Source organism: Pseudoalteromonas sp. T1lg88, from assembly GCF_002964765.1.
Taxonomy (GTDB): domain Bacteria; phylum Pseudomonadota; class Gammaproteobacteria; order Enterobacterales; family Alteromonadaceae; genus Pseudoalteromonas.
The window spans coordinates 61,441-86,717 of sequence record NZ_PQCF01000004.1 but is presented as its reverse complement, the minus strand read 5'-3'; the positions used below and the strand labels follow the sequence as shown (position 1 = coordinate 86,717).

The following is a 25,277-nucleotide window of genomic DNA, read 5'->3' as shown; positions in this document are numbered from 1 at the left end:
CGTAGAAATGGTAATGCCTGGCGACAACATCAAGATGACTGTTGAACTAATCTGCCCAATCGCGATGGACGAAGGTCTACGTTTCGCGATCCGTGAAGGTGGTCGTACAGTAGGTGCTGGTGTTGTAGCAACTATCGTAGAATAAGCTTTTACGCTTAATAAAAAGGCGCCCTAGGGCGCCTTTTTTTATGCGTGAAAAACCTTATAGACCTGCTTCACGGCCGTGAATTGTAGGTCAGGCTTCAGCCTGACAACCCCTGTATCTCCCCACACAGCCTTTTAAGCGTGTTCATGTCAACTCTACTAGCCTTTTCAATTTAATCTCCCCAGAGCTCTCTGTAGTGCGATCTTGTCGCGTTGGCGACGACAACCAAAGAGGGAGTGATTCGACTCCCTCTTTGGAAACTCCGCGAACCCGTAATTCGCGAATGCTTACGAACTCAGGTTTTTGCTAAACGCTCCGCTTAGGCTGCAACACGATTTAACGGTACTTCCCTGTGCCGATAAATCTAGCTCGGCATCGTGCCTCGCTGTCTTAGCCACGCTCTACAGCAAAAGCCGATTTCTCCAGCGCGAATTTAAACGGGAAGCTCGATACCTGTAGGTCAGGTTTCAACCTGACAATTTTTGTCGGGCCATCGACTGTGGCGGTAATTAATAGATCTTGTCGCGTTGGCGACGACAACTTGAGATACAATTCACCTTAGGTGCAAGTAATTCGTCCCTGAAGCCTGGTTCCTGTCGGCATCCTTGCCTCCACTTCCTCGTGCTGCGACGATTATCAATCGTCGGTCACTCGTCACCCCTTGGAACCCCAAGGCGCCCGTAATTCGCTTGTGCTTACGAACTCAGGTTTTTGCTAAACGCTCCGCTTAGGCTGCGACACGATTTAACGGCACTTCCCTGTGCCGATAAATCTCGCTCGGCGTCGTGCCTCGCTGTCTTAGCCACGCTACGCAGCAAAAGCTGATTTCTCCAGCGCGAATTTAAACGGGATTAGGCTGATACACCTGCGTTTCAATTTAGGCTAACGCAAACTGTAAGTTGGATTAGAGCGAAGCGGCCGTTGATAATTTTCGACTAAACCGTTTATAACGCAAATTGCGTGCATATTCAGGAAAACGACCCAAGCGCTCGTTTTTATCCCATACACAATATTCTTATAGTGAATGAATCCTAAAAGTGGCAGCAACTTACATTGTTTGATACAAATAGACCAATCATAAAAGCGAGCAATGTTTCGGTAGAAAAACGCGCGATTAGCTCGCTATAAACATGTTAGCTGATTCGTGATAATTATCTGATCACTAAGAAAAGTTCATAGGTGCGCTTTAGGAAAGGCTTCTTTAAATGCATTTAAAATTACAGGCAAGTCGGACTAATACCATTTCAAGTTTAGTAGCTCATATTTAATCTGATAGACTGTTTAAAGCGAGCTTTAGACGTTAAAGTCGTACTGAAGTATTGGTGTAATTGTAGAATATTGAGAAAACTAATGGTAAAGGAAAATGATAATGGCTTTTTAGCCACTCTTAGCAAAAATATACAAAATTTTAACAAACATATATCAGAATTTAATGATGGTATCGAAGAGTTTAATTTAAAAAAGAAACAGGAAACCGCAGAAGGATGGTGTCGAATGTTTGACTTAAAATATCCAACAGGGGGTGATCTCAAAGGAGAAGATGCTGTAGCCGTTTCAGAAATTGCCCAAATAGCATTCAGAAATAACGATTGGAGTATCATAAATAAGCTTAAAGATGCAGGCGTTCTTCACAAATAATTGGCTGTTTTTTTGTTTAATAGCATGCTTTTGGCCAATTAGTTGTATTAACCAGTGTCATTCTTAATACACTTTCTTGGGCGTTCTACAGTATAACGTTACTGTCAGTTGAATAATCAGCTAACAAGCGCATTAAGTGATGGGACTGCTAACGCTTGGCCCGGTTCCGCTTCGCTTCACAGTATAGCCAAGCATTATCAGCCCCTTATGCGGGCGTTAACAGTCTCAATCGAGGGGATCATAGTAATGAGTGAGATTAGATATCCATACAAGCCCAAACTATTTGTAGCTATCCTTTGTATTTTGTTTTTTGGCATTTTTTCCTATTTTACGGGTCAGGTTGCCAGTGAAAACGATAGGGGCCTGATCTTAAACCGGGTAATTGAATTCTCAGCAACAGGTGCCTCTATTTTTTACTGGGCCATCACCGGGCTCTTTGGTGTTCTTTCGATTTTGGGCGCTGTACTCCTGTTTAAAGGTGTTACATCTAAGAATGAGTTAGTCCTTACTGATGAATATATTCAGGCCCCTAAAAGCGGAATTAGCAATAAAATAGTTACCGTGAAATATGAAAATATAGAAAATATTACAGAGCAGAAAGTCCAAAAAAATCTATTTTTAAATATTTTTCATGATGGCGGTAAACTTACACTTGTATCAAGTGTATTGCCCAAGAAAGAAGATTTTGAGTATGTTAAAAGCCATATAGTAAGTCGTATAAACTGTTAACAATTCAATCAAGCCGACGCCTGCCGGCGCGGCTCATTGAGGCGTTAGCCTTCATGGAGACTTATGAGTAAGCCTTTAATTTACATCGATCAGAATATAATCGGATTGCATTTGCAGGGCATTATCAGCCTAGCTAAGCGGGATGATGTAACTTGGGTCTACTCAAAGGAACACTTTGCGGAGATTAGACGTTCCGATGAGCCCGCGAAGTATTTAGATGTACTCGATGCTATAGATGCAAAAATATTGGATCTTGTTCTCGACGAGAACTGGAAGATTGCTGGTGAAGCCCGGTTAAATGAGAGCGGAACACCTCATCAGCATTATGATGCCTATATTGAAGCAAACAGGGATGTGAATTTCGACGATACTCTTTTTGACCCATTTCAGGTGTGGGTTAACGGTGGCGGAGACGAAGGGCCATTAAAAAATCTATCCGAAAAATTCGCACACCAAATTCTCAGTCTAATTTCTGAGTTGCCTTTTGATACTACCGAAATGATCGACAAAGTTAAGTCTATAAAGCCCAAATTTGATTCTATGATCGATGACATGATCTTGAATGGAAATGATATAGAGAAAACTAGGGCGGCTTTTGGCGATGAGAAAGGCGCTATCGGTAGCATCTCAGGAGAGAAGGAGGTCGAAAAAATTTGGGAAATAATATCTCCAACAATGCAGGGAGCTGATATTAGTTGCGATCAATTTTTTGGCTTTGATCCTTTAGAAAAGCAAGGTTACGAGTCTTGGCCGATGTATCTCGGAATAATCGGATGCAATGCGGTACTTGATATATTAGGTTTTCAAGCAGAGAAAAAATGCCGGAAACTAAATAAAATTCATAACGTAAGAAGCGATGCCGGCCATATAGCAATGGGTGCGTACTGCTCAGCAATCCTATCTGAGGATAAGCGTTTGATAAAAAGAGCAAAAGCCATATACGGATATAAAAATATAGGAACTTCTCCTATTTGGGTCACACGAGAGGCTAACAAGTCAATCCAGCCGACCGCTGACGCGTCGGCTGATTGAGGCGTTCCCACAGTCCGCTTTTGGCACTTAGCGCCTTCTCGGACACCTCACAACTAACAGGTATCGATCCCCCGTTTTGATTCGCGCTGTAGAAATCGGTTTTTGTTGTGGAGTGTGCTAGAGACAGCGAGATAGGGATATCGAGCTAGGTTTACCGAGGTAGGACACCTCGTTAAACCGTGTCGAAAGCAAAACGAAACGCTTAACAAAAACCCGAGTTCGGAAGCATTAGCGAATCACGGGTTCGGGGGGTTTCCAAAGGGGGAGTCGAATCACTCTCCCTTTGGGTGTCGTCGCCACCGCGACAAGATCTAAAATCGAAGGGCCTTTCTCAAGGTTAGAGCCTCGCCTACAGACAAGGCTCAGAAACAATCCCGCATTAAAGCCCGGCGCTTTTACTTCTCTTCTCCACCACCGCAGCGGTCATCCTTGAAATACAACACAAGTCCCCGGCGCTGTTGTAAATCTTAATCTCCCATACCGATGAGCGGCCGCCCAGGTGCACGGGTTTGGTCACGGCTTTGAGCGTGCCGGTGCGTGAGGCTTTGAGGTGGTTGGCGTTGATCTCCTGGCCGACGCAGTAATATTTATTGATGTCGACGGCGAAGTTGGCGGCGTAGCTGGCGACGGTTTCGGCCAGTACCACGTAGGCGCCGCCGTGGACTATGCCGATGGGGTTGTAGAGCTCGTTGTCGATTGGCATGGTGGCCACCAGGTAATCCGGGCCGATTTCGCTGATTTCAATGCCGAGTTTGGTCATAAGCGTGCCCTTGGCGCCGACGCCGAGGTCGAGTTTGCGACAAAGATCAAAATCGATTTCCTGAGCCCAAATACTTGGGGTGTTTTCGCTTACACTCGAGTCTGGCTGCTCTGTGACCGGTAGATCGTTTTCATGATTCTGAATACTCATACAGATTCCTTATACGGCGGCATGGTTAAAGGGGGTTATTTGCACTCATTGGCACTGTGCTCCACATAGTGCTGCACTCGCCTGGGCTTCTGCAAGCCTTTTACGACGGTTAGCGAGCGCAAAAAGAGGAACGGGGCGGCGATATCTTCGGCGGCCTGGCTATCACCTGAGGGCCGGATTTGACTAGACTGTCAGTAACGACCTGGGTGTAAATGTTGAAGGAGGGTCTATGGACTTTCAATCCGTGTATGATTTTTGGTTTAACCAGTGCAACAGCGAGGACTGGTTTAAAAAGAGTGCGACCTTCGATGCCAGGGTTACCGAGCTGTTTGCCAAGACTCACCGCGCCGCCAGTCGGGGGGAGCTCTATCATTGGCGTAGCAGTGCCCACGGTGCCCTGAGTGAAATTATCGTGCTCGATCAATTCTCCCGTAATATCTATCGCGATACCGCCAGCGCCTTTGCCCAGGATGCTCAGGCCTTATGCCTGGCTCAACATGCGGTAGAAAAGGGCTACGACCTGCTGCTCAATGAGCAGGAGCGTGGCTTTTTATACATGCCTTATATGCACAGCGAAAGTGCCGTCATTCATATGCTTGCCGAGCACCTGTTTCGGCCTTTGGAGAGTTATTCCTATGAGCTGACCCATAAGGCGATCATCGACCGCTTTGGTCGCTACCCGCATCGCAACGCTATACTCGGGCGTCGGTCGACACCAGAGGAAATAGCATTTTTAGAAACGCCCAACAGCAGTTTTTAATCGGCCTCACTCACCCAGTTACGTGCTTGCTCCATCTGGTCATATTGAAAGGCTCTGATTTCGGCACTGATAAAATGCGCCGTTAAATGCTCGCCGAGCATGGCCAGGGGAGAGTCGGTAACTACGGCTATCCTGCTGATTCTCTTATGGTGGTCGCGGGCAAAGCGCAGGTGCGCCGACAAGGCCGCAAACGAATCCCAGCCGGGAAAGTGACGGGTGGCTATCATTAGCCCCTTGAGTCCACCATGACGCTCTATATAGGGATCTATAATACGTACGGCGGCTATAAAGTCGGCGGCAGACAACTCGCCATGGGGGGTAAATACGCCAATATCATGTTCATTATCTAGGCTGATACAGAGCATATTGGGTTCCTTCTTTCATTTAAAATGCTTCGATGCGAAATCGGCTACCTATAACTGTAGGCGCTTTTTCAAGTATTTGCGCAGTCGCTGATACAGCTTAGAAATAACTCCTGACTGTGGAAGCAGCAAAATCATTGAATATATTTGCGATTTTCTGACAACTGTATATACTCACAGTTAAATGTACTGTATGGAAAACCAGTTGTATGCGCCCTTTAACTAATCGCCAATCGCAAATTTTAGAGCTGATCAAAGTCTTTATTAAAGACACCGGCATGCCGCCGACGCGCGCCGAAATTGCACAAACATTAGGTTTTCGCAGTGCCAATGCCGCCGAGGAGCACCTTAAGGCGCTGGCCAAAAAAGGGGTGATCAGAATGAAACCCGGTGCCAGCCGCGGTATTCAGCTGGTTGAGGAAGAAGAGCCGGAGCAATTAGGCCTGCCGCTAATCGGTCGGGTTGCCGCCGGTGAGCCCATTTTGGCGCAGGAGCATATCGAGAGCCATTGCCAAATCGACCCCATGTTGTTTAAACCGGCGGCGGATTATCTGCTACGGGTTAACGGCATGAGTATGAAGGATATCGGCATTCTTGATGGCGATCTGCTGGCGGTACACCGTGCGCAAGTGGCCGAAAACGGTCAGGTGGTGGTGGCCCGAGTGGGTGACGACGTAACCGTGAAGCGCCTGGAAAAGGCCGGCCGCAAGGTTTTCCTGCATGCGGAAAACGAAGAATTTGCTCCCATCGAAGTCGATTTAGAACATGAATCCTTTGATATTGAGGGCTTAGCGGTTGGTGTAATTCGAAACGCCGACTGGATGTAGTTTTTATTCGGTATTTTTGCCCCCGATACGCCGTTTATTGGGGGTTTTACGGCGCTTTTCTCCTTTCTTTCCTTACGCGCTAACAGTTTGAATATCCCCCAAATATTTATTTAAAAAAGAAAAACAAAAACGCTTCATTTCTTGCTATTCGCTCAATTCTTGACTAATTGGTTATATTACAGGCTTTGCTGGTTGCTTTTTGCGCACTTTGTTTGCAGAAAATTGAATCGGCCAGTCCAAGCATAATAATAACGAAGATTGGCTAGCAGTAATTGCCTCTTCCCTTTTTGCGTTGCGCGTAGTTAAGGAGATGGTACATGAAGCAGCTTTGCTCCCTCATGTTGCTGTGTTTGTTTGCTCCCCATCTGGCCTTGGCCAACAGCAAGTACAACTTGCGCCCCGGGGTGACGGATATCAGCGAGAATGTTTACCAATTGCATATGACGATATTTATCATCTGCTGTGTGATTGGGGTGATCGTATTCTCGGTCATGTTTTGGGCCTTGCTCAGGCACCGTAAATCCAAGGGCGTTACCGCCGCCACCTTCCATGAAAGCACTAAGGTCGAAATTCTTTGGACCGCTATTCCCTTTCTTATCCTTATCGGCATGGCGGTGCCGGCGACCAAGACCTTGATCGCCATGGAAGACACCAGCAAGGCGGACATCACCATTAAGGTGACCGGCTCGCAGTGGAAGTGGCATTACGAATACATGGGCCATGATCTGGGCTTTTATTCGCTGCTGGCCACCCCTCAGGAGCAAATTCAAAATGCCGAGAATAAAGGCGAAAACTACCTGCTGGAAGTGGATAAGCCGCTGGTGATCCCAACCGGTAAAAAAGTACGTTTTCTGATGACCTCGGACGATGTTATTCACTCCTGGTGGGTTCCGGACTTTGCGGTGAAAAAAGACGCCAACCCAGGCTTTATCAACGAGGCCTGGACCAAGGTTAACGAAGAGGGTATCTATCGCGGTCAGTGTGCCGAGCTGTGTGGTCAGGACCACGGCTTTATGCCCGTGGTGGTTGAAGCGAAATCCCCTGAGGAGTTTGATATCTGGCTGGCGGCGCAAAAACAAGCGATGTTAGACCAGGCCGATGCCGATGCTGCCTTACTCGACCAAACCCTGTCTCATGACGAGCTCATGAGCACTGGTGAGAAGATCTATATGACCCGCTGCGTAGCCTGTCACCAACCGACTGGTCTCGGCGTTCCCGGAGTATTCCCGGCAATCAAGGGCAGCCCAATCGCGACCGGCGAAATCAAAGACCACATCGATATCGTGGTACACGGTAAACCTGGCACCGCCATGCAGGCGTTTGTTAGCCAGCTCACTATTAAAGAGCTCGCGTCCGTTGTTACTTACCAGCGTAATGCCTTTGGTAATGACACCGGCGATACGGTGCAACCAAGTGCGATCCAGGCCTTTATTGATGGGGAAGAACAATGAGTACAGCAGCTGCAACACACGAACATCACGGGCCTGCGACTGGCATTAAACGCTGGCTCTTTACCACTAACCATAAAGACATAGGCACGCTATACCTGCTGTTTTCGCTGCTGATGTTTTTAACCGGCGGCGCCATGGCCATGGTGATCCGCGCCGAGCTGTTTCAGCCGGGATTACAATTGGTCGACCCGCACTTTTTTAACCAGATGACCACGGTGCATGGCTTGATCATGGTTTTCGGTGCGGTGATGCCGGCCTTTACCGGCCTGGCCAACTGGATGATCCCCATGATGATCGGGGCGCCGGATATGGCCTTGCCGCGCATGAACAACTGGAGCTTCTGGATCCTGCCCTTTGCCTTTGCCATCTTGCTGATGTCGCTGTTTATGGATGGGGGCGGCCCGGCCTTCGGTTGGACCTTCTACGCGCCGCTGTCGACCACCTACAGCAACGACAATACCGCGCTGTTTGTGTTTGCCATCCATATTATGGGTATCAGCTCCATTATGGGTGCCATTAACGTCATAGTGACTATCGTCAACCTGCGGGCGCCGGGCATGAAGTGGATGAAGCTGCCGCTGTTCGTATGGACCTGGCTGATCACCGCCTTCCTGCTGATTGCGGTAATGCCGGTTCTGGCCGGGGCGGTGACCATGGTACTGACGGATAAATACTTCGGCACCGACTTCTTTAATGCCGCCGGTGGTGGCGATCCCGTGATGTTCCAGCATATTTTCTGGTTCTTCGGTCACCCCGAGGTGTACATCATGATCTTGCCGGCGTTTGGTATTATCTCCACCATAGTGCCCACCTTCTCGCGTAAAAAACTCTTTGGCTACTCCTCCATGGTGTATGCCACCGCGTCCATTGCCTTGTTGTCCTTCGTGGTCTGGGCGCACCATATGTTTACCACCGGCATGCCGCTGGCCGGCGAGCTGTTCTTTATGTACTCCACCATGTTGATATCCGTGCCCACCGGGGTCAAGGTGTTCAACTGGGTGGCGACCATGTGGCGCGGCTCCATCAGTTTTGAAGCGCCGATGATGTTTGCCATCGCCTTTATCGTGCTCTTTACCCTGGGCGGCTTCTCCGGCCTGATGCTGGCGATTACGCCGGTGGATTTCCAATACCATGATACCTACTTTGTGGTGGCGCATTTCCACTATGTGCTGGTTACCGGGGCGGTGTTCTCCATTATGGCCGCGGCCTATTACTGGCTGCCGAAATGGACCGGGCATATGTACAACACTAGGCTGGCGAAGTGGCACTTCTGGATGTCGCTGATCAGCGTCAACGTGCTCTTCTTCCCCATGCACTTTGTTGGCCTCGCGGGCATGCCCCGTCGTATCCCAGACTATGCGCTGCAGTTTGCCGACTTTAACGCCATTATCAGTATCGGCGGTTTTGCCTTTGGTCTATCGCAGCTGCTGTTTGTGGCCGTGGTGTTTAAGTGCATCAAGGCTGGCGAAAAGGCCCCGGCCAAGGTGTGGGACGGAGCCGAGGGTTTAGAGTGGCAGGTGGCTTCACCGGCGCCGTATCACACCTTTGAAACGCCGCCCGAGGTGAAATAAATGAACCATATGCCGCTGTTAAGAAAGCTCTTATTAGGCACCCTGGCGATGTTCGCCTTTGCCTTTGCGCTGGTGCCCTTGTACGACGTGTTCTGCGATGTCACCGGCCTTAACGGCAAGCCCTCCATGGAGCAGGCGCGGCAAAGCGAGCGGGTGGATAACAGCCGTGAGGTTACCGTGAGCTTTACCACCCATGCCCAAAGCGGTGCGCCCTTTAAGGTCAGCGCTCAGCAGCAGTCTGTGGTGGTGAAGCCCGGCGAGATGAGCCTGGTGACCTTTGCGGCGGCCAATACCAGCGATCAAGCCCGGGTGATGCAGGCCATTCCGTCTGTCTCTCCTGGGTTAGCGGCAAAATACCTGCATAAACTGGCGTGCTTTTGCTTTGACCAGCAAACCTTGCAGGCCAACGAACAACAAGAATATCAATTAAGATTTTATGTCGATCCGGCGTTGCCCCCCGAATACGAGGAGCTAACGCTGTCATATACGCTTTTTGATATCAGCGCCAAGCATAGCGAGTCGTTAGTGGCGGCGGCGCGATAACCCAAATGAGGCATGAATATGAGTGAAGAGTATCAAAAGTACTATGTGCCGGCGCAAAGTCCCTGGCCGATAGTCGGCGCGGTGGCGTTGTTCTTTATTGCCGCCGGTGCCGGTCTAACCGTGATGCAAATGGAGCAGGAAAGTAGCCATGGCCATTACCTGTTATTTGCCGGTATTGCCGTGTTGCTGTACATGCTGGTGGGCTGGTTTCGTAATGTCATCAGCGAGTCCCATGGCGGTCTCTACTCGATGCAGATGGATCGCTCCTTTAGACAGGGCATGAGCTGGTTTATTTTCTCCGAGGTGATGTTCTTTGCCGCCTTCTTCGGCGCCTTGTTCTACGCCCGTATGCTGGCGGTGCCCTGGCTCGGTGGTGATGGCAATAATGTGATGACGGGCGAAGTGTTATGGCCGGAATTCACATCTGCATGGCCGCTGGAAAACACTCCGGATGGCACCAGCACCCAGGCCATGGGCTGGCAGGGTCTACCGCTTATCAACACCATTATCCTCTTGGTGTCGTCGGTAACCTTGCAGTTTGCTCACACCGCCATAGAAAAAGATAAGCGCACGCCTCTGACCCTATTCCTGCTGTTGACCATAGTTCTTGGTATCTGTTTCTTGGGCCTGCAAGCCTATGAATATGTGCATGCCTATCAGGATTTAGGACTGAAGCTGGATTCCGGCATTTACGGCAATACCTTCTTCTTGCTTACCGGCTTTCACGGCCTGCACGTAACCCTGGGCACCATAATGCTTATTGTGGTCTGGATCCGGGTGTTAAAGGGCCACTTTAGCAGCGAAAAGTATTTCGCCTTTCAAGCGGCGGCCTGGTACTGGCACTTTGTAGATGTGGTGTGGCTGTGCCTGTTTGTATTTGTGTATGTGTTGTGATCGGTGATTGATTAAAGCGCAGCAGACCAAACTGCTGCGCCAGCAAAATAATAATAAGTACCAGGATGCACAGGGCAACGCGTTTGCCCAAATAGCGCGACATAGGCACCTTGTTATCGGCTTTTATCATCGCCAGTAAGGCGCGGAAAAGGGTGTAAATGACGGTCAGCAAGAGCGCAATAATTATAATTTTAATAAGCAAGATACGGATACTCCGAGGTTGGTGGTTGAGTGTTTACAGCTAAGCTTAGCGCAATTTTATGGATAGGGCTGGTTATCCTCGCGGTAACTGTTTGTACTCGCTTGGGTTTTTGGCAACTTGAACGGGCAGAACAAAAACAGCAAAGACAACAGCTGCTGGATTCCTGGTCGGCTCAGGGCGTTATGCCTTTGACCAAGGCGCTGCGCTATATCGAAAGCGAAGATGCCACAGGTTTGCAGGTAGGCTTCGATGCCAAGCTGCAGCGTGAATACTGGCTGCTGGACAATCAGGTGTATCAGGGCCGGGTCGGCTACGATCTGCTGGCACTGGCCTTGCCTCCGAGCTCCAGCCACTGGCTGGTGGTCAATCTGGGCTTTGTGCAGGCGCCAAGTGCGCGCAGTGAGCTCCCCGCCATTGAGCTGCCAGCGCAGATCACCCTGCGCCAGGCGCTGGTCAAAGAAGGGCCGCTGGCGCAGTTTACCCTGAGCGACAGCCAGGCGGAGCAGGGTTGGCCTAAACGTATTCAAGAGATCGCCATCACCCAGATGAGCGAGCAAACCCGCAAACCCATATATCCCTTTATGGTCTATGCCCAAGATGCCATTGATGGCATAGGCGCCATCCCCCATTACCAGCCGGTCACCATGTCCGCAGACAAGCACAAGGCGTACGCCTGGCAGTGGTTTTTAATTGCCCTGGCGGCCTTGGTGATTGCTTTAAGTGCCTATTGGCGAGCAAGGAGAACGCATGCAGCTACCTAAACCCCTTATGTTATTTATCGGCTGCTTTTTGCTGCCCATTGTTGCCGCCGTGGCGGTTTTGTATTCCGGCTGGCTGCCCGGCCATCAAAGCAATCAAGGGCGGCTGATGAGCGAGCAGGTAGAACTGAGCGACTGGCAGCAATACCCGCCATCGCCCTGGACCATAGCCCTGGTTAATACCGAGCCCTGTCAGGGCTGTGCGCAGCAATGGCAGGACTTGCAGTCGCTCTATGTGGCTCTGGGTAAAAATAAAGACAAGGTGCGCATTGCCGTCTTGGGCGAAGCAGCGCCCAAGGCGCAAGACATGCCCAGTATTCATATTAACAGGGCTCCGGCGCAGCTGAATGCCGGCAGCCTGTATTTAATCGACCACCATGGTTTGGTGGTGCTGGAGTATGACTTTGCTCCACAAGCCGACGCCAATCGCTTGGTACACAAGGGATTGTTGAAGGACTTAAAAAAACTACTTAATTATGCGCGTAGCAGTTAAAGAGGCCAGTATGACAAAAAACTATAAATTTCTGGTGTTAACTACGGCTTTATTGGCCGTGTTGGTGGTGGGCCTGGGGGCCTATACGCGATTGAGCGATGCCGGTCTGGGTTGCCCCGACTGGCCCGGCTGTTATGGCTTTTTAACCGTGCCCGATAAGGCCCATGAAATCGCCGCGGTGGAGGAAAACTTTCCCGGTATGGAGGTGGATCAGGGTAAGGCATTGAAGGAAATGGTGCATCGTTACTTTGCCGGCACCCTGGGGCTATTGATCCTCGCCATTGCCCTGTATGCGTGGCGTTATGGCAAGCAGGTCCGTATGCCGGTGCGTTTGCCCACGGTGCTTGTGCTCTTGGTGATCTTCCAGGCCATGTTGGGTATGTGGACCGTGACCATGAACCTGCAGCCTCTGGTGGTGATGGGCCACCTGCTCGGTGGTTTCTCCATTGCCAGCCTGTTATGGCTCTTGTATTTGCGCAACCACAGTCGCCCCGTGCCCGGTGGCGACCCAGGTGCCAAAAGCTTGCAGGGCTGGAGCATGGCAGCCTTGAGTATGGTAATAGTGCAGATTGCCTTAGGGGGCTGGCTGGCGGCCAATTATGCCGCCGCCCATTGTGTTGGTTTTCCCCTGTGTGAAGGCAGTGAGGCGTTTTCCCTGGCCGAGGTGTTCCATTTGCCTATGGAGCATGCCAATTACGAGTATGGGGTGCTCTCCTACGAGTCGCGCATGTCTATTCACCTGCTGCACCGCTTTGGCGCTCTGATGACACTCTTGATTGTCGGTGCGGCCATGTGGCGGGTATATAAAGCTGCCTATTCGCGCACCATTAAAAATGCGGCCTTAGCGGTCGGTGCCGCCCTGGCGGCCCAACTCACCCTGGGAGTTGCCCTGATCTATTTGCAGATCCCCTTGTTGATGGCGCTGGCGCATAACCTGATGGCCCTGCTGTTGCTGCTGACCCTGGTGCGGTTGTGCTATTTACAAAAACGAAAATGTTAGGCGCGAAGGAGAAGAATTATGAGTAAAGCAATAACCTTAACACCCTCTCTGTCGCACTGTGCAAGCTGGCGCGATTATCTGGCCATGTGCAAGGGCAAGGTGGTACTGATGCTGGTACTGACCGCCTGGGTTGGCCTGGCCCTGGCGCCGGATATGGGGCGCTCCTGGGGGCTGCAGCTGATCAGCCTGCTCGGCATTGGCCTGCTATCGGCGGCGGCGGCGGTGATCAACCATATTGTCGACCGCGAAATAGACTCCAAGATGGCGCGTACCCGCCATCGCCCGGTGGCCCAGGGGAAGGTCAGTGAGGGACGGGGCTTTGCCTTTGCGGCGCTGCTCGGTGGCATTGGCTTTGTTGCCCTGGTCGGCGCTGCCAACTGGCTGACCGCCTTGTTAACCCTGCTGGCGCTGGTGGGCTATGCGGTGGTTTATACCCTGTTTCTTAAGCGGGCAACGCCGCAAAATATCGTCATTGGTGGTTTGGCCGGCGCCATGCCGCCGTTATTGGGCTGGGTGAGTGAAACCGGGCAGCTGGCCGCCGCGCCTTGGCTTTTGGTGATGATTATTTTTGCCTGGACGCCGCCGCACTTTTGGGCTTTGGCCATTGCCCGTGAAGCGGATTACCGCCGCGCCAATATTCCCATGCTGCCGGTCACCCATGGTATCGATTTTTGTAAAACCTGCGTGCTCGGTTATACCGTGCTCTTGGCTCTGGTCTGTGTGTTGCCCTATCTGATCGGCATGTCCGGGCTCTTCTATCTGCTGGCGGCATCGGCGCTTAACCTGATGTTTATCGCCTATGCCTGGCGCTTAAAGCGCGAGCCTCAGCATCAATCGGCAATGCGTGTTTTTAAGTTCTCTATCCTGCATTTAATGTTACTCTTTGTCGCATTATTTATTGATAAGTGGGTATTTTATGTCGCTTAAGTGGTGGCTGATTGGGGCGCTTACAACCTTGACTCTGGGTTGTAGCAAGCCGGAATTGCAGGTGGAGGCCTTGGTGTATGAGCAGCCACGGGTGATAAATGCCTTTAGTCTGGAAGATCAGCATGGCGAGCGAGTTGGTGTGGCCGATTTACAAGGGCAGTGGGATATGCTGTTTTTAGGCTATACCAGCTGCCCGGATGTGTGCCCCATGACGCTGGCGAAATTGCGTCAGGTCGAGACGCAAGTAAAAGATCATAACCTGAATGTGTGGTTTGTATCTGTGGACCCTCAGCGGGATACGGCGGCGAAACGTCGCCAATATATCACCTACTTTAACCCTCAGTACAAGGCGGTTTCGGCCCCGCATCAGGACCTCTATCCCTTTGTGCAAAACCTCGGGCTGATGTACGCCATTAGCGAGCAGCAGGAAGGCGACTACCTGGTGGATCACAGTGCTTCCGTGGTGCTGGTGGACCCGCATGGGAAGATCCGCGCCATCTTTAAGCCAGAATTTGTTGCCGGCTCGGTACCGACCATCAATACCGAGGTCATGGTACGCGAGCTAAAGGCGATTATTGATTATTACCCTGGGTGATCACCCAGGGTTGGGAGAACCACAAATAACGCCCCGATTTGTGCAGCGACGGGGCGGTGCAGTTATAGCGGGCGCGGCCGGGTTTTAAATTCTGTTTGGCCTGCACGGTCACGTGATTGCCGTCGAGCCACTTGATCTCTGCTTGACCCTGGCCGGAGACATAGCAAGCAAACTGATTGTTATGAAAACCCTTTTCGGCAAATTCCAGGGTGACCTTGGGACGCGGTTCGGCGGTTACAGTGTCGCTATAGTCGAGCTTGGCCAGGGCAAAGGGCAAGGACTCCAGCTTGGTCGCCAGGGTTTCCAGGTCGGCATAAAAACCAGAAGCAGGGAAGCGCGGCAGGCGGGTAAAATCATTGCCCGGGCCCAGGGCACCCGAGTGCTGACCTATGCCTATATAACCTAACTCTTTCACCACCTGCTGCAGTGCCTTATCGAACTCGCCATAAGGGTAGGCCAGGTATTTCAGGCTGTAGCCAATTTCCTCTTCGATGCGTTTTTCGGCACTGGTGAGGTCGGCTTTAATGCGGTTGCGCCATTGCTCTTCGCTTTCTCCTTCAAGGCGATGATGGAGATAATCATGACGGCTGCTGTGGTTGGCAATCAGGGCACCCTGTTTGCTGAGCTCCTTGAGTTGTGCCCAGGTCATCACATAGCCTTTTTGTTCGTCGATCAAAGCCGGATTAACAAAGATGGTGTAGGGGTAGCCAAATTCCGCCAGTATAGGGGCGGCCTGCTCGATATTATTGTCATAGCCGTCATCAAAGGTGATAGCCAGGGTTTTATCGTCAAAGGTTTGCCCTTGTTGCAGACCGCTTAGCAGGGTATCCAGGGCAACTACCTTAAATTCATGCTGCTGCAAATACTGTAAATGGGCGCGAAAGGTGTCGGCTTCGACACTGGTTACCTTGGGCAGGGTTTTACTGACGTGATGATACTGTAAAATAACCGCTGCCTGGGCAGAGGCGCCAAACAGGGCGCATAAAGAGAAGAATAAATGGGACAATTTTCTATACATAACAACACTCACCATAAAAGCTTATTGCTGCTTGCCGGGCCCATGATTCTATCTAATATCACGGTGCCTTTGCTAGGCCTGGTTGATACCGCGGTTATCGGCCACCTCGGCAGCGCCCATTATTTAGCAGGTATTGCCCTGGGTGCAACGGTTATTTCCATCTTGTTTTGGCTCGCCGGCTTTCTACGTATGAGCACTACCGGGCTTATCGCCGCCGCCTTTGGCGCCGAAGACAAGCAAGAGCTGGTGCAGGCGCTGCAAAAAAGCTTAATGCTGGCGCTGGCGGTGGCGCTGCTCTTGTTGCTGTTACAAAAACCTTTGGGGTCGCTGATGGCGCTGCTTGCCGATGCTTCGCAGCCAACCATGGAGCAGGCCTTTAATTATTTTTATATTCGTATTTATAGCGCCCCGGCGGCCTTGGCGAATCTGGTGCTGCTGGGCTGGATGCTTGGCGTGCAATACGGGCGTGGTCCATTTTTACTGGTGCTGCTCACCAATGTCATCAATATCGCTTTGGATATTCTCTTTGTAGTCGGCTTTGGCTGGGGCGTTAAGGGCGCGGCCCTGGCCTCGGTGATTGCCGATTATTGCGCTTTGGCCTTTGCCCTGTGGTTGGTATCGCGTTTGTTTGCCAAGCTGCAGTTGCACTGGTGTTGGTCCTTCGGCGCTCGATTGCTGCAACTGGGTGCCCTGCTGCGCCTCAATGGCGATATTTTCCTGCGCTCTTTAATGCTGCAGCTGTGCTTTAGCTTTATGACCTTTTACGGTGCCCGCTTAGGGGATGTGGTGCTGGCCGCCAATGCGGTACTACTGAACTTTCTGCTGTTGATCAGCTTTGCCATGGATGGCATTGCCTATGCCGCCGAGGCCAAGGTGGGGCAGGCGCGTGGGGCGCAATCCGTGCATCGTATTAGAATGTGGGTAAGTATTAGCTTACAGTGGGGTGCTGTATTTGCGGTGCTTTATGCCGTGGGCTTTTATGTTTTTGGGGAGCAGGTGATCCGCTTGCTCACCGATGTGCCCGAGGTTAACAGCCTGGCTATCGCCTATTTGCCCTGGCTGGTGCTGATGCCGCTTATTGCTATGAGTTGTTTTTTATTCGACGGTATTTTTGTCGGTCTTATGCGTGCCAAGGATATGCGCAACACCATGATGCTGTCTGCCTTAGTGGGCTTTTTCGGGGTCTTTGTGTTAACCCAGGACTGGGGAAATCATGCCCTGTGGGCAGCTATGACCGCCTTTATGGCGCTGCGTGGCATTAGTCTGGCGGTGCGTTATCGTCAATTGCTAAAGGCGGATGCTTTACTGAATAACAAGACGAAATGATTGGCAAAAATGCCGAGGCCGATAAGAAAGGGTTTGAGGCTGCGCTTGGGCTTGGCGCCCAAGCGCTAATCAGCGTCGCAAACTTAGTAGTAAGAGTGGTCGCCATGGCTGTGTTCGGTGATATCACGAACGCCTGTGATTTCGCTGAATTTAGCGACCATTTCCTTCTCGATGCCTTCTTTTAATGTGACATCGATCATGGAACAACCATTACAGCCGCCGCCAAACTGCAGCACGGCAATGCCTTCGGCGGTGATTTCAACCAATTGTACCTGGCCGCCGTGGTTAGCCAACTGAGGGTTAACCTCGGTTTGCAGCATGTGCTCAACCTGCTCTTCCAAAGTGGCATTGTCCGACAGTTTACGGGCCTTGGCATTAGGCGCTTTAAGGGTCAGTTGGGTGCCCATTTTATCGGTTACGAAATCGATTTCCGCCGCTTCTAGAAAAGGTGCACTTTCCTTGTCGACTACCGCATCAAAACCGTTGAAGTTAAGACGAATATCATCTTCTTCAACCGCATCGGCCGGGCAGTATGACACGCCACATTCGGCCCCTGAGGTACCAGGATTAACAACGAACACTCGGATGTTAGTGCCATCTGCTTGTTCTGAAAGTAGTTTTGCAAAGTGACTTTGCGCGGTTTCTGAAATTGTGATCATAGTAACAACACTATACTTGACTGTTTTACTCGGTTAATGGCTATGATACTCCGCTCATCGCGTTGTCGCCAGTGTTGAACGTAAAAAGTTGGCTTAATTTTAAGCCAATGGTAGCGTGAGAATATGGTTTTTAACTCACTGTTATCCTAATGCGCCGAATTTTACTTTTATTATTAACTGCCTTTGCCTCATCCCTGAGCGCGCAACCGCTCAGCTACTATTTTGGTGACGAGGTTCAATTTGACCCTAAGGTGCCCACGCCGGCATCGGTACTGGGTTATGAGGTTGGTCAGTGGCATGTGCGTCACGACCAGCTGGTTTATTATATGCGTGAGCTGGCTGAGCACAGCGATCGTGTGCAAATGCAAACCATAGGCTACACCCATGAGCAGCGCCCTTTGGTGATGCTGACCATAGCCGCACCCGAGCGACTGGCCAATATTGAGCAGGTGCGTCAGGCTCACCTGGCCCGAGTGACGGGCGAAGACAAGGGCTCATCGAAAACCGCTCCGGCGATTATGTACATGGGTTACAGCGTCCATGGTAATGAGCCTTCCGGCAGTAACGCCGCGCTGTTAGTGGCTTATTATCTGGCCGCGGCGCAGGACCAGCGCGTTGAACGCCTGTTGCAGGAAACAGTGATCCTGCTCGACCCCTCGTTAAACCCGGACGGGCTGGCACGTTTTGCCAACTGGGCTAACTCTAACCGCGCCATGGTGCCCAGTGCCGATCCTAACACCCGCGAGCACAATGAGAACTGGCCAAGCAGCCGCAGTAACCATTATTGGTTCGATCTCAACCGCGACTGGTTGTTATTACAGCACCCTGAGTCGCAAGCCCGTATCGCCCAGTTTCAGCGCTGGCAGCCCAATGTGCTGACCGACTTTCATGAAATGGGGCCAAACAGCACCTTCTTCTTCCAGCCCGGTATCCCCAGTCGTAAAAACCCGCTGACGCCTGACGAAAACGTGGATCTGACCAAGGCCATAGCCGAACATCACGCCCGTATTCTCGACAGCCATGATCGCCTGTATTTTACCGAGGAAGCATTCGATGACTTTTATGTGGGTAAGGGCTCGACCTACCCGGATGTAAATGGCAGCGTCGGTATTTTGTTTGAGCAGGGCAGCAGTCGCGGTCATGTGCAGGACACCATCAATGGCCGTTTGGAGTTTCCATTTACCATTAAAAATCAGCTGCTAACCAACTTTTCGACCTTTGATGCCGTGCTCGAAAAGCGACATCAGCTGCTCGATTATCAGCAAGATTTCTTTGCCCAGGCGAGTCAACTTGCCGATAAAGACAAGATAAAGGGTTACGTGGTCGGTGCGCCAAAAGATCCAACTCGGTTGCGTTATTTCCTCTCTATCCTGGCCCAACATGAGATAAAGGCGTATGCGCTGCAAGAAGATGCGACCGTGGAAAAGCAGCAGTTTGCAGCCCAAAGCAGTTATCTGGTGCCCTTGTCACAGCGCCAATATCGCTTGATCAAGGCCATTTTTAGCGAGCAGCAGAACTTTGTCGATAATACCTTTTATGATGTTTCCGGCTGGACCTTGGCCCATGCCTTTAACCTGGAATTTAAAGAGCTAAATAGCGTTCGCGGTTTAGATGTGGCGTCGCAGCCTTGGTCACCGAGCAGCAGTGCCTCGCAACAGGGATTGCAGCCTCATTATGCCTTTGCCTTTGAGTGGTTCGATTATCACGCCCCTAAACTGCTAACCAAACTATTGCAGCAAGGCATAGAAGCGCGTGTCGCCCTGGCGCCATTTACCGCCAGCAGCGACGGCCAAAGTCGTGAGCTGGCCGCCGGTTCAATCGTGATCGCTGCAGGATTGCAGCAGCGCGACGACTGGTTAAGGGTACTAAACCAGGTCAGTGCCGAATTTGATATTGATGTGCATGGTATCGATTCAGGGTTAACCCGTCGTGGCGCCGACCTGGGGTCGCGCCAGCTCGCCCCGGTGAAGTTACCCAAGGTGCTTTTGGTAGGCGGTGAGCAAAGCAGCCAGTATGAAGTGGGTGAGCTTTGGTATTACCTTGACCGCCATGTGGGTTTAACGCCGAGTATTATAGAGGCCGACGAGCTAACTAAGGTCGATTTGAATAACTACACCCATATCGTTTTTGCCAACGGCCGTTATGCCAGTTTGGCAAAGTCATTTAAAGCCGAGTTGCACACCTGGGTACGTAATGGCGGTGTGGTCTGGGGCCATAAGGGCGGGGCGCAATTCCTGGCCGATGAGCAGGTATTAAAGGCCAGCTATTTGTCCCGTAAAGACATGGCGGCGGCTTTTTCAACCCAAGGCCTGACATATGGCGACAGGGATATGCTGGCGGGTAAGCAGCGTATTGCCGGCGCGATTTTTAATACCAAGGTCGATTTGAGCCATCCACTGAGTTACTCATTAACCCGCGACGAGTTGCCGGTATTTAAGAACGGCACCTTCTTGCTGGAGCAAGCGTCCGTGCCCTTTGTGAATGTGGCGACCTATACGGAAAAACCTTTGCTTGCCGGTTTTACTCATGAGCAAAACCTGGCACAAATCGCCAACGGGGGTGCCATCCTGGCCCATAGCTATGGCCGTGGTGCCGTGGTGGCCATGACAGACAACCCGGTATTCAGGGGCTTCTGGTATGGCAGCAGCCGTATTTTCAGTAATGCCTTATTCTTTGGCGCGCATATTGATGCCAGCGGCGAGTAAAGCTTCCGCTTGCAAATAGCAGTTTTCTCCCAAGCAAAAGCCGGCGTTTTAGTCGGCTTTTTTATATTAAGTGAATTGGTATTATGTTTTGGCGGTGAGGCAGACGACCCAGGCGGACACCGAGCGGGCTCCTGCTTTTTTTAGTAGTTTTGCGGCGCTATCCAGGGTCGCTCCCGTGGTCAGCACATCATCCACCAAGGCAATATCTAGATTATGCACATCGGCCTGAAGGTTAAAGGCCTGAGCCAGGTTTTTACGTCTTTGCCTGGCCCCAAGTCTGGCCTGAGCCCGAGTACCATGGTGGCGCTCCAAGAGGTTAGTGACAAACAGCTGGGGCGGCAGGGCGTCTTGCCATAGCCGCACCACCTGATTAAAGCCACGCCACACCAGCCGCGAAGGCGCTAGGGGGACAGGAGCGACGAGATGCGGCCAGTGCCAGTTTGGTTGGGTCGACAGCTGTGCAAAATAATGGCTAAGCAGGCTGGAGATGGCCACTTGGCGATACATGCGTTGTTGATATTTATACTGTTTTAACCAGGCCGACAGCGGCGGGCGATACCAGTCCAAGGCCTGCAAGCTGTCTATATAACGCAGTGGAAACTGGCGTTGAATATCGGCGCGCAGCAGCAAATCTTCCTCTAGGTCGGCGTTGATCCGCGAAAAGCGCGGATGCAGTGAGCGCATACTTGTTGTCCGGCACAGAGGGGTTGAGCACAGAGCTGGCAGTATTGCGGGAAGAGCCAGGCACAGGCTTTTGTGAATGCGTCCATTGCATAAGCCTTTATTCGCGTTAATAATGCAGGTGTCGGCGTATGGCGCGACAGGGCTTTAATAATAGTGGATGCGGAACAGGTTAAATGCAAAAACAACTGGTGTTGCTTCATGGTTGGGGTATGAACCGTGAGGTATGGGAGTTGGTTCGTCCAGAGCTTAACTTTATTTTTGACGGCGAGGTGCGGGCCCTGGATTTGCCCGGCTATGGTCATGCCCAGCCGTTACAGGGCGAGGGCACTCACTCGGATCTGCCGACCATGGCCAAACAATTATCGGAGCAGTTACAAGACGGCTCCATCCTTGTCGGCTGGTCACTCGGTGGTCTGGTTGCCTTGTATCTGGCGCACTTTTATCCGCATAAGGTCAGCAAGGTGATCTTGGTTGCCTCGACGCCATTTTTTAGCCACAGCTCGAACTGGCCGGGAATTAAGAATGCGGTGTTAGAGCAGTTTAATCAGCAGCTGGTGGAAAACAGCAATAAAACCATAGAGCGTTTTCTTGCCATTCAGGCCATGGGCAGCGAGTCGGCACGTCAGGATATTAAACAGCTGAAGGCGTTGATCCAACAGGCGCCCAGTACCTCGGAGCAGGTGCTTAAGCAGGGGTTAGAGATCCTTGAATATCAGGACTTAAGACAAGAGTTTGCTCATCTTAAGCAGCCCATAGGTGCCATCTTTGGGCGCTTGGATGCCCTGGTGCCTTATAAAGCCATAGAGCAGATGCAGCGCTTAAGGCCACACTTGGATATAGAAGTGTTGGATAAGGCATCTCATGCGCCTTTTATTTCCCATAAGGACGAGTTTGTAGCGGCATTAAAAGCCATGCTGTAGGCGAATGCCAGTCAGCTTAACTGACTGGCATTACAGCCAATAAAGGCATTACTTTTTCAGCTTGGCAAAGGCCTCGGCAAAAGCATTACCCATGGCGGCATTGCCTTGATCCTTGCTGCGGTTATTGCCCTTCTTACTTGGTGCTGCACTTTTCTTTGCCGCCGGTTTAGCTGTGCTCTTAGCACCTGCACCTGCACCTGCACCCGCGCCTGCAGCAGGCAGCTCGTCATTAAGGCGCATGGTAAAGCTGATGCGCTTGCGGGCACTGTCGACTTCCATCACCTTGACCTTAACGATATCGCCGGCCTTAACGACCTCGCGGGGATCGCTAATAAACTTGTCGGTTAGCGCCGAGATATGCACTAAGCCATCCTGATGTACACCCACATCGACAAAGGCACCAAAGTTAGCAACGTTGGATACCACGCCTTCAAGCACCATGCCGGGCTTTAAGTCATTAATGGTTTCTACGCCGGCCTTAAATGCCGCGGTTTTAAACTCAGGACGTGGATCGCGACCCGGCTTATGCAGCTCGCTGATGATGTCGGTGACCGTGGGCAGACCGAATTGCTCGTCTGTATAGTCCGCGGCTTTGAGGTTTTTCAACACCTCGGCATTGCCGATCAAATGGGCGATATCCTGATCGTTGGCGGCACAAATATTCTTAACCAAGGGATAGGCTTCCGGGTGAACCGCAGAGGCATCCAATGGATCGGCACCACCGACAATGCGCAGGAAGCCGGCGCTTTGCTCAAATGCTTTTGGCCCTAAACGCTCAACCTTTTTCAATTCGCTACGCTTGGCGAAGGCGCCATTGCTATCACGATATTTGACGATATTCTGGGCCAGGGTTTTGTTTAAGCCGGAAACGCGTGTCAGTAGTGGCACCGAGGCAGTATTCACATCAACGCCAACGGCATTTACACAGTCCTCTACCACTGAGGTCAGGGTTTGTCCTAGCTGGCTTTGCGATACATCATGCTGGTATTGACCCACACCTATGGATTTAGGCTCGATTTTTACCAGCTCTGCCAAAGGATCCTGCAGACGGCGGGCGATCGATACGGCGCCACGCAGAGAAACGTCAAGATCCGGGAATTCCTGAGCGGCAAACTCAGATGCAGAGTACACGGAGGCACCGGCTTCGCTGACCATTACCTTGCTTAATTTCAATTCTGGCGCCGCTTTAATTAGCTCGGCAACCAGTTTATCGCTTTCGCGGCTGGCGGTACCGTTACCTACGGCGATCAGCTCTACCTTGTGCTGGCGGCATAATTGCTCAAGCGTGCGCAAGGACTTATCCCATTGGTTTTGTGGCGCATGAGGGAAAATGGTGGCGGTGCCAAGCAGCTTGCCCGTGCTATCAACCACGGCAATTTTACAGCCGGTACGCAGACCCGGATCCAGACCCAGAGTTACCTTGGTGCCCGCAGGGGCTGCCATGAGCAGGTCTTTAAGGTTCTTTGCGAACACATCTATGGCGCCGGCTTCGGCCTGCTCACGCATATTGGCAAGAAACTCATTTTCAAGATGCAGAGCCAGTTTCACCTTCCAGGTCCACTGAGCTACCTGTGCCAGCCACTGGCTGGCCGCCTTGCCTTCGATGGCGAGATTGAAATGACGGGCAACCATGTTAACGCACAGAGCCTGACCATCTTCGCTTTGCGCATCCGGGTTAATGCTCAGCGCTAGCACCCCTTCGTTACGGGCGCGTAGCATGGCCAGGGCGCGGTGCGATGGAATGCTGGCAATGGCTTCGCTGTGCTCAAAATAATCCTGATACTTGGCGCCGGTTTTCTCCTGACCGGCGATCACTGCACTGCTAATATGGCCATGTTGTTTTATATGGCTGCGCAGCTTGGCCAGTAGCTTGGCGTCTTCGGCAAAGCGTTCCATCAATATATAGCGGGCACCCTCTAGGACCGCTTTGCTATCCGCTACGCCCTTATCGGCATCAACAAAACGAGCCGCTTCACTTTCTGGATCCAGGTTGGCATCGTTTAGTAAGGCATCAGCCAGGGGCTCAAGGCCGGCTTCAATGGCGATCTGGCCCTTGGTGCGACGCTTAGGCTTATAGGGAAGATACAGGTCTTCAAGTTCGGTTTTGGTCGCGGCGGCGGCAATATCTGCGCTCAGTTGCGGCGTTAATTTATCTTGTTCGCTAATGGTTTTAATGATGAATTGACGGCGCTCTTCAAGCTCGCGTAAATAGCCTAAGCGCTGCTCTAACGTACGTAATTGGGTGTCGTCCAGGCCACCGGTTACTTCTTTACGGTAGCGGGCAATAAATGGCACCGTGGCGCCTTCATCTAAAAGCTTGGTTGCTGCTAGCACTTGATGTTCTTGCGCTTGTAATTCCTGCGCCAGAATCGTGGTGAGATTAGCCATTAATAACCTTATATCTTGGTGCCCAAAGCAGGGCTAATACGAGTAAAATTAACTGGATAATATCACAGCTGGTCACGAACGACAGGGCAAATTTGTCGTTCGTGACTCGCATCTTAAGTGCCTTAAAACGGCTGGTTAGTGAGGGTGTTCTACGCTGGCAACCACATCCTGAAATGATTGTGCCACCGGGGTAATATCCAAACCAATATTCAGGGTTTTGGCTATCTTACGGGCGCAGAGAATACCGCGAATTTGCTCATTCTCGGTCACCAGCAGATAAAAGCTACCGGTTTGCTCCATGGTGCTAAGCACATTGCCTAGAGAAGTATTGCGTACCGCCAGCATGGTAATGCACGGCAACGCATGCAGGGAGCGCATAACGTCGTGCACCATCAGCTCATTGGGTTTAAGACCAAGCTGCAGGGCTTGGGTAGTGACGCGAATACTTTGTAGCTCAACGCTTGAGGTGACTCCTATCACCTGTCCTTGCTCATCAAGCACCATGAGCGCATCTGTCGGCGTGCTGCTGGCCAATTTACGCGCCGCCGTCAGCGGGGTGTTGGCCTGCACACAAATGGGGCTTTGCAGGGTGAAGTCTTGCAACAGGCTTAAGGCGCCACTGCTGGTATCTAGCTGTAAGTGTGACTCGTGTGCGCTCGCCAATTGAGCACCATCAAGAATATGGTGTGTACGTAATGAATTAAAATTAGTCATGATATTTCTCCAAAAAAATTGTAAAT

General features: G+C 51.4%; 25 protein-coding genes and 1 pseudogene. 18 read left to right on the top strand and 8 right to left on the bottom strand.

Translation table 11 applies throughout. The features are described from left to right. The 4 genes and pseudogenes from tuf to C2M34_RS01675 form a co-directional block, all read left to right on the top strand. Nucleotides 1-145, top strand: a pseudogene (gene tuf, locus C2M34_RS01690) (elongation factor Tu); the annotation flags it as partial. 1,350 nt (nucleotides 146-1,495) lie between these two features. Further along, nucleotides 1,496-1,783 (top strand): hypothetical protein, encoded by a 288-nt coding sequence (locus tag C2M34_RS01685; RefSeq protein WP_105257903.1) that lies wholly within the window; start codon nucleotides 1,496-1,498, stop codon nucleotides 1,781-1,783. 246 nt (nucleotides 1,784-2,029) lie between these two features. Then, on the top strand, nucleotides 2,030-2,512 hold the full coding sequence (locus C2M34_RS01680; protein WP_158681376.1) for a hypothetical protein: 483 nt from the start codon (nucleotides 2,030-2,032) through the stop codon (nucleotides 2,510-2,512). A 63-nt stretch (nucleotides 2,513-2,575) separates the two neighbouring features. Next, the gene (locus tag C2M34_RS01675) at nucleotides 2,576-3,544 is read left to right on the top strand and encodes a hypothetical protein (protein ID WP_105257901.1); all 969 of its coding nucleotides are present in this window, start codon (nucleotides 2,576-2,578) and stop codon (nucleotides 3,542-3,544) included. Between the two features lie 379 nt (nucleotides 3,545-3,923). Here the strand turns inward: C2M34_RS01675 and C2M34_RS01670 are convergent, their stop codons facing one another. Then, the gene (locus tag C2M34_RS01670; RefSeq protein ID WP_105257900.1) at nucleotides 3,924-4,454 is read right to left on the bottom strand and encodes a PaaI family thioesterase; all 531 of its coding nucleotides are present in this window, start codon (nucleotides 4,452-4,454) and stop codon (nucleotides 3,924-3,926) included. Nucleotides 4,455-4,683: 229 nt separating this feature from the next. Here C2M34_RS01670 and C2M34_RS01665 point away from each other — a divergent pair, with 229 nt between their 5' ends. After that, entirely contained in the window at nucleotides 4,684-5,214 is a 531-nt protein-coding gene (locus C2M34_RS01665; RefSeq protein WP_105199976.1) for a DUF924 family protein, read from the top strand. Here the strand turns inward: C2M34_RS01665 and C2M34_RS01660 are convergent. Then, entirely contained in the window at nucleotides 5,211-5,579 is a 369-nt protein-coding gene (locus C2M34_RS01660) for an STAS/SEC14 domain-containing protein (protein ID WP_105199977.1), read from the bottom strand. The genes C2M34_RS01665 and C2M34_RS01660 overlap by 4 nt on opposite strands. 206 nt (nucleotides 5,580-5,785) lie before the next feature. On the opposite strand from C2M34_RS01660, the gene lexA reads away from it, so the two are divergent. The 5 genes from lexA (at nucleotide 5,786) to C2M34_RS01635 (ending at nucleotide 10,862) form a co-directional block, all read left to right on the top strand. Continuing rightward, on the top strand, nucleotides 5,786-6,403 hold the full coding sequence (gene lexA, locus C2M34_RS01655) for a transcriptional repressor LexA (protein ID WP_105199978.1): 618 nt from the start codon (nucleotides 5,786-5,788) through the stop codon (nucleotides 6,401-6,403). A 317-nt stretch (nucleotides 6,404-6,720) separates the two neighbouring features. Continuing rightward, on the top strand, nucleotides 6,721-7,854 hold the full coding sequence (gene coxB, locus C2M34_RS01650) for a cytochrome c oxidase subunit II (protein WP_105257899.1): 1,134 nt from the start codon (nucleotides 6,721-6,723) through the stop codon (nucleotides 7,852-7,854). Beyond that, nucleotides 7,851-9,425: a cytochrome c oxidase subunit I gene (gene ctaD / locus C2M34_RS01645; protein WP_105199980.1), complete on the top strand. Its 1,575-nt coding sequence runs from the start codon at nucleotides 7,851-7,853 to the stop codon at nucleotides 9,423-9,425. Before coxB ends, ctaD begins: the two co-directional genes overlap by 4 nt. Continuing rightward, complete coding sequence (locus tag C2M34_RS01640) at nucleotides 9,426-9,968, top strand: cytochrome c oxidase assembly protein (RefSeq protein WP_105257898.1); 543 nt, start codon at nucleotides 9,426-9,428, stop codon at nucleotides 9,966-9,968. An 18-nt stretch (nucleotides 9,969-9,986) separates the two neighbouring features. Further along, a complete protein-coding gene (locus tag C2M34_RS01635) occupies nucleotides 9,987-10,862 on the top strand; it encodes a cytochrome c oxidase subunit 3 (protein ID WP_105257897.1) in 876 nt (291 codons plus the stop codon). Here the strand turns inward: C2M34_RS01635 and C2M34_RS01630 are convergent. Next, nucleotides 10,762-11,064 (bottom strand): DUF2909 family protein, encoded by a 303-nt coding sequence (locus C2M34_RS01630; protein WP_267894340.1) that lies wholly within the window; start codon nucleotides 11,062-11,064, stop codon nucleotides 10,762-10,764. The genes C2M34_RS01635 and C2M34_RS01630 overlap by 101 nt on opposite strands. 29 nt (nucleotides 11,065-11,093) lie before the next feature. Between C2M34_RS01630 and C2M34_RS01625 the strand changes: the two genes are divergently transcribed. From C2M34_RS01625 to C2M34_RS01605, 5 genes are read left to right on the top strand one after another with little or no spacing between them, the layout of a single operon-like run. Next, nucleotides 11,094-11,825, top strand: coding sequence for an SURF1 family protein (locus tag C2M34_RS01625; RefSeq protein ID WP_105257895.1), 732 nt, complete (start codon nucleotides 11,094-11,096; stop codon nucleotides 11,823-11,825). Beyond that, entirely contained in the window at nucleotides 11,812-12,315 is a 504-nt protein-coding gene (locus tag C2M34_RS01620) for a transmembrane cytochrome oxidase associated protein (protein WP_105257894.1), read from the top strand. Before C2M34_RS01625 ends, C2M34_RS01620 begins: the two co-directional genes overlap by 14 nt. Before the next feature lie 10 nt (nucleotides 12,316-12,325). After that, nucleotides 12,326-13,315 (top strand): COX15/CtaA family protein, encoded by a 990-nt coding sequence (locus C2M34_RS01615; protein ID WP_105257904.1) that lies wholly within the window; start codon nucleotides 12,326-12,328, stop codon nucleotides 13,313-13,315. A gap of 18 nt (nucleotides 13,316-13,333) precedes the next feature. Continuing rightward, nucleotides 13,334-14,242 (top strand): heme o synthase, encoded by a 909-nt coding sequence (gene cyoE, locus C2M34_RS01610; RefSeq protein WP_105257893.1) that lies wholly within the window; start codon nucleotides 13,334-13,336, stop codon nucleotides 14,240-14,242. Next, a complete protein-coding gene (locus C2M34_RS01605) occupies nucleotides 14,232-14,837 on the top strand; it encodes an SCO family protein (RefSeq protein ID WP_105257892.1) in 606 nt (201 codons plus the stop codon). Before cyoE ends, C2M34_RS01605 begins: the two co-directional genes overlap by 11 nt. Here C2M34_RS01605 and C2M34_RS01600 read toward each other — a convergent pair. Then, entirely contained in the window at nucleotides 14,815-15,855 is a 1,041-nt protein-coding gene (locus C2M34_RS01600; RefSeq protein ID WP_199878761.1) for a polysaccharide deacetylase family protein, read from the bottom strand. The genes C2M34_RS01605 and C2M34_RS01600 overlap by 23 nt on opposite strands. On the opposite strand from C2M34_RS01600, the gene dinF reads away from it, so the two are divergent. After that, the gene (gene dinF / locus C2M34_RS01595; RefSeq protein ID WP_105257890.1) at nucleotides 15,835-17,181 is read left to right on the top strand and encodes an MATE family efflux transporter DinF; all 1,347 of its coding nucleotides are present in this window, start codon (nucleotides 15,835-15,837) and stop codon (nucleotides 17,179-17,181) included. The genes C2M34_RS01600 and dinF overlap by 21 nt on opposite strands. An 83-nt stretch (nucleotides 17,182-17,264) precedes the next feature. On the opposite strand, the gene nfuA is transcribed toward dinF, so the two are convergent. Further along, a complete protein-coding gene (gene nfuA, locus C2M34_RS01590; RefSeq protein ID WP_105199989.1) occupies nucleotides 17,265-17,840 on the bottom strand; it encodes a Fe-S biogenesis protein NfuA in 576 nt (191 codons plus the stop codon). Nucleotides 17,841-17,989: 149 nt separating this feature from the next. Between nfuA and C2M34_RS01585 the strand changes: the two genes are divergently transcribed. Beyond that, nucleotides 17,990-20,545: a M14 metallopeptidase family protein gene (locus C2M34_RS01585; RefSeq protein WP_105257889.1), complete on the top strand. Its 2,556-nt coding sequence runs from the start codon at nucleotides 17,990-17,992 to the stop codon at nucleotides 20,543-20,545. Between the two features lie 81 nt (nucleotides 20,546-20,626). Here C2M34_RS01585 and C2M34_RS01580 read toward each other — a convergent pair whose 3' ends face one another. Then, nucleotides 20,627-21,229, bottom strand: coding sequence for a ComF family protein (locus C2M34_RS01580; protein ID WP_105257888.1), 603 nt, complete (start codon nucleotides 21,227-21,229; stop codon nucleotides 20,627-20,629). 173 nt (nucleotides 21,230-21,402) lie between these two features. Here C2M34_RS01580 and bioH point away from each other — a divergent pair, with 173 nt between their 5' ends. Next, nucleotides 21,403-22,149, top strand: a complete 747-nt coding sequence (gene bioH / locus C2M34_RS01575) for a pimeloyl-ACP methyl ester esterase BioH (RefSeq protein WP_105257887.1) — start codon at nucleotides 21,403-21,405, stop codon at nucleotides 22,147-22,149. A 48-nt stretch (nucleotides 22,150-22,197) separates the two neighbouring features. Here the strand turns inward: bioH and C2M34_RS01570 are convergent, their stop codons facing one another. Both C2M34_RS01570 and C2M34_RS01565 read right to left on the bottom strand, forming a co-directional pair. Continuing rightward, nucleotides 22,198-24,537 (bottom strand): Tex family protein, encoded by a 2,340-nt coding sequence (locus C2M34_RS01570; protein ID WP_105257886.1) that lies wholly within the window; start codon nucleotides 24,535-24,537, stop codon nucleotides 22,198-22,200. Nucleotides 24,538-24,672: 135 nt separating this feature from the next. Then, nucleotides 24,673-25,251, bottom strand: coding sequence for a CBS domain-containing protein (locus C2M34_RS01565; protein ID WP_105199994.1), 579 nt, complete (start codon nucleotides 25,249-25,251; stop codon nucleotides 24,673-24,675). Nucleotides 25,252-25,277 lie beyond the last annotated feature (26 nt).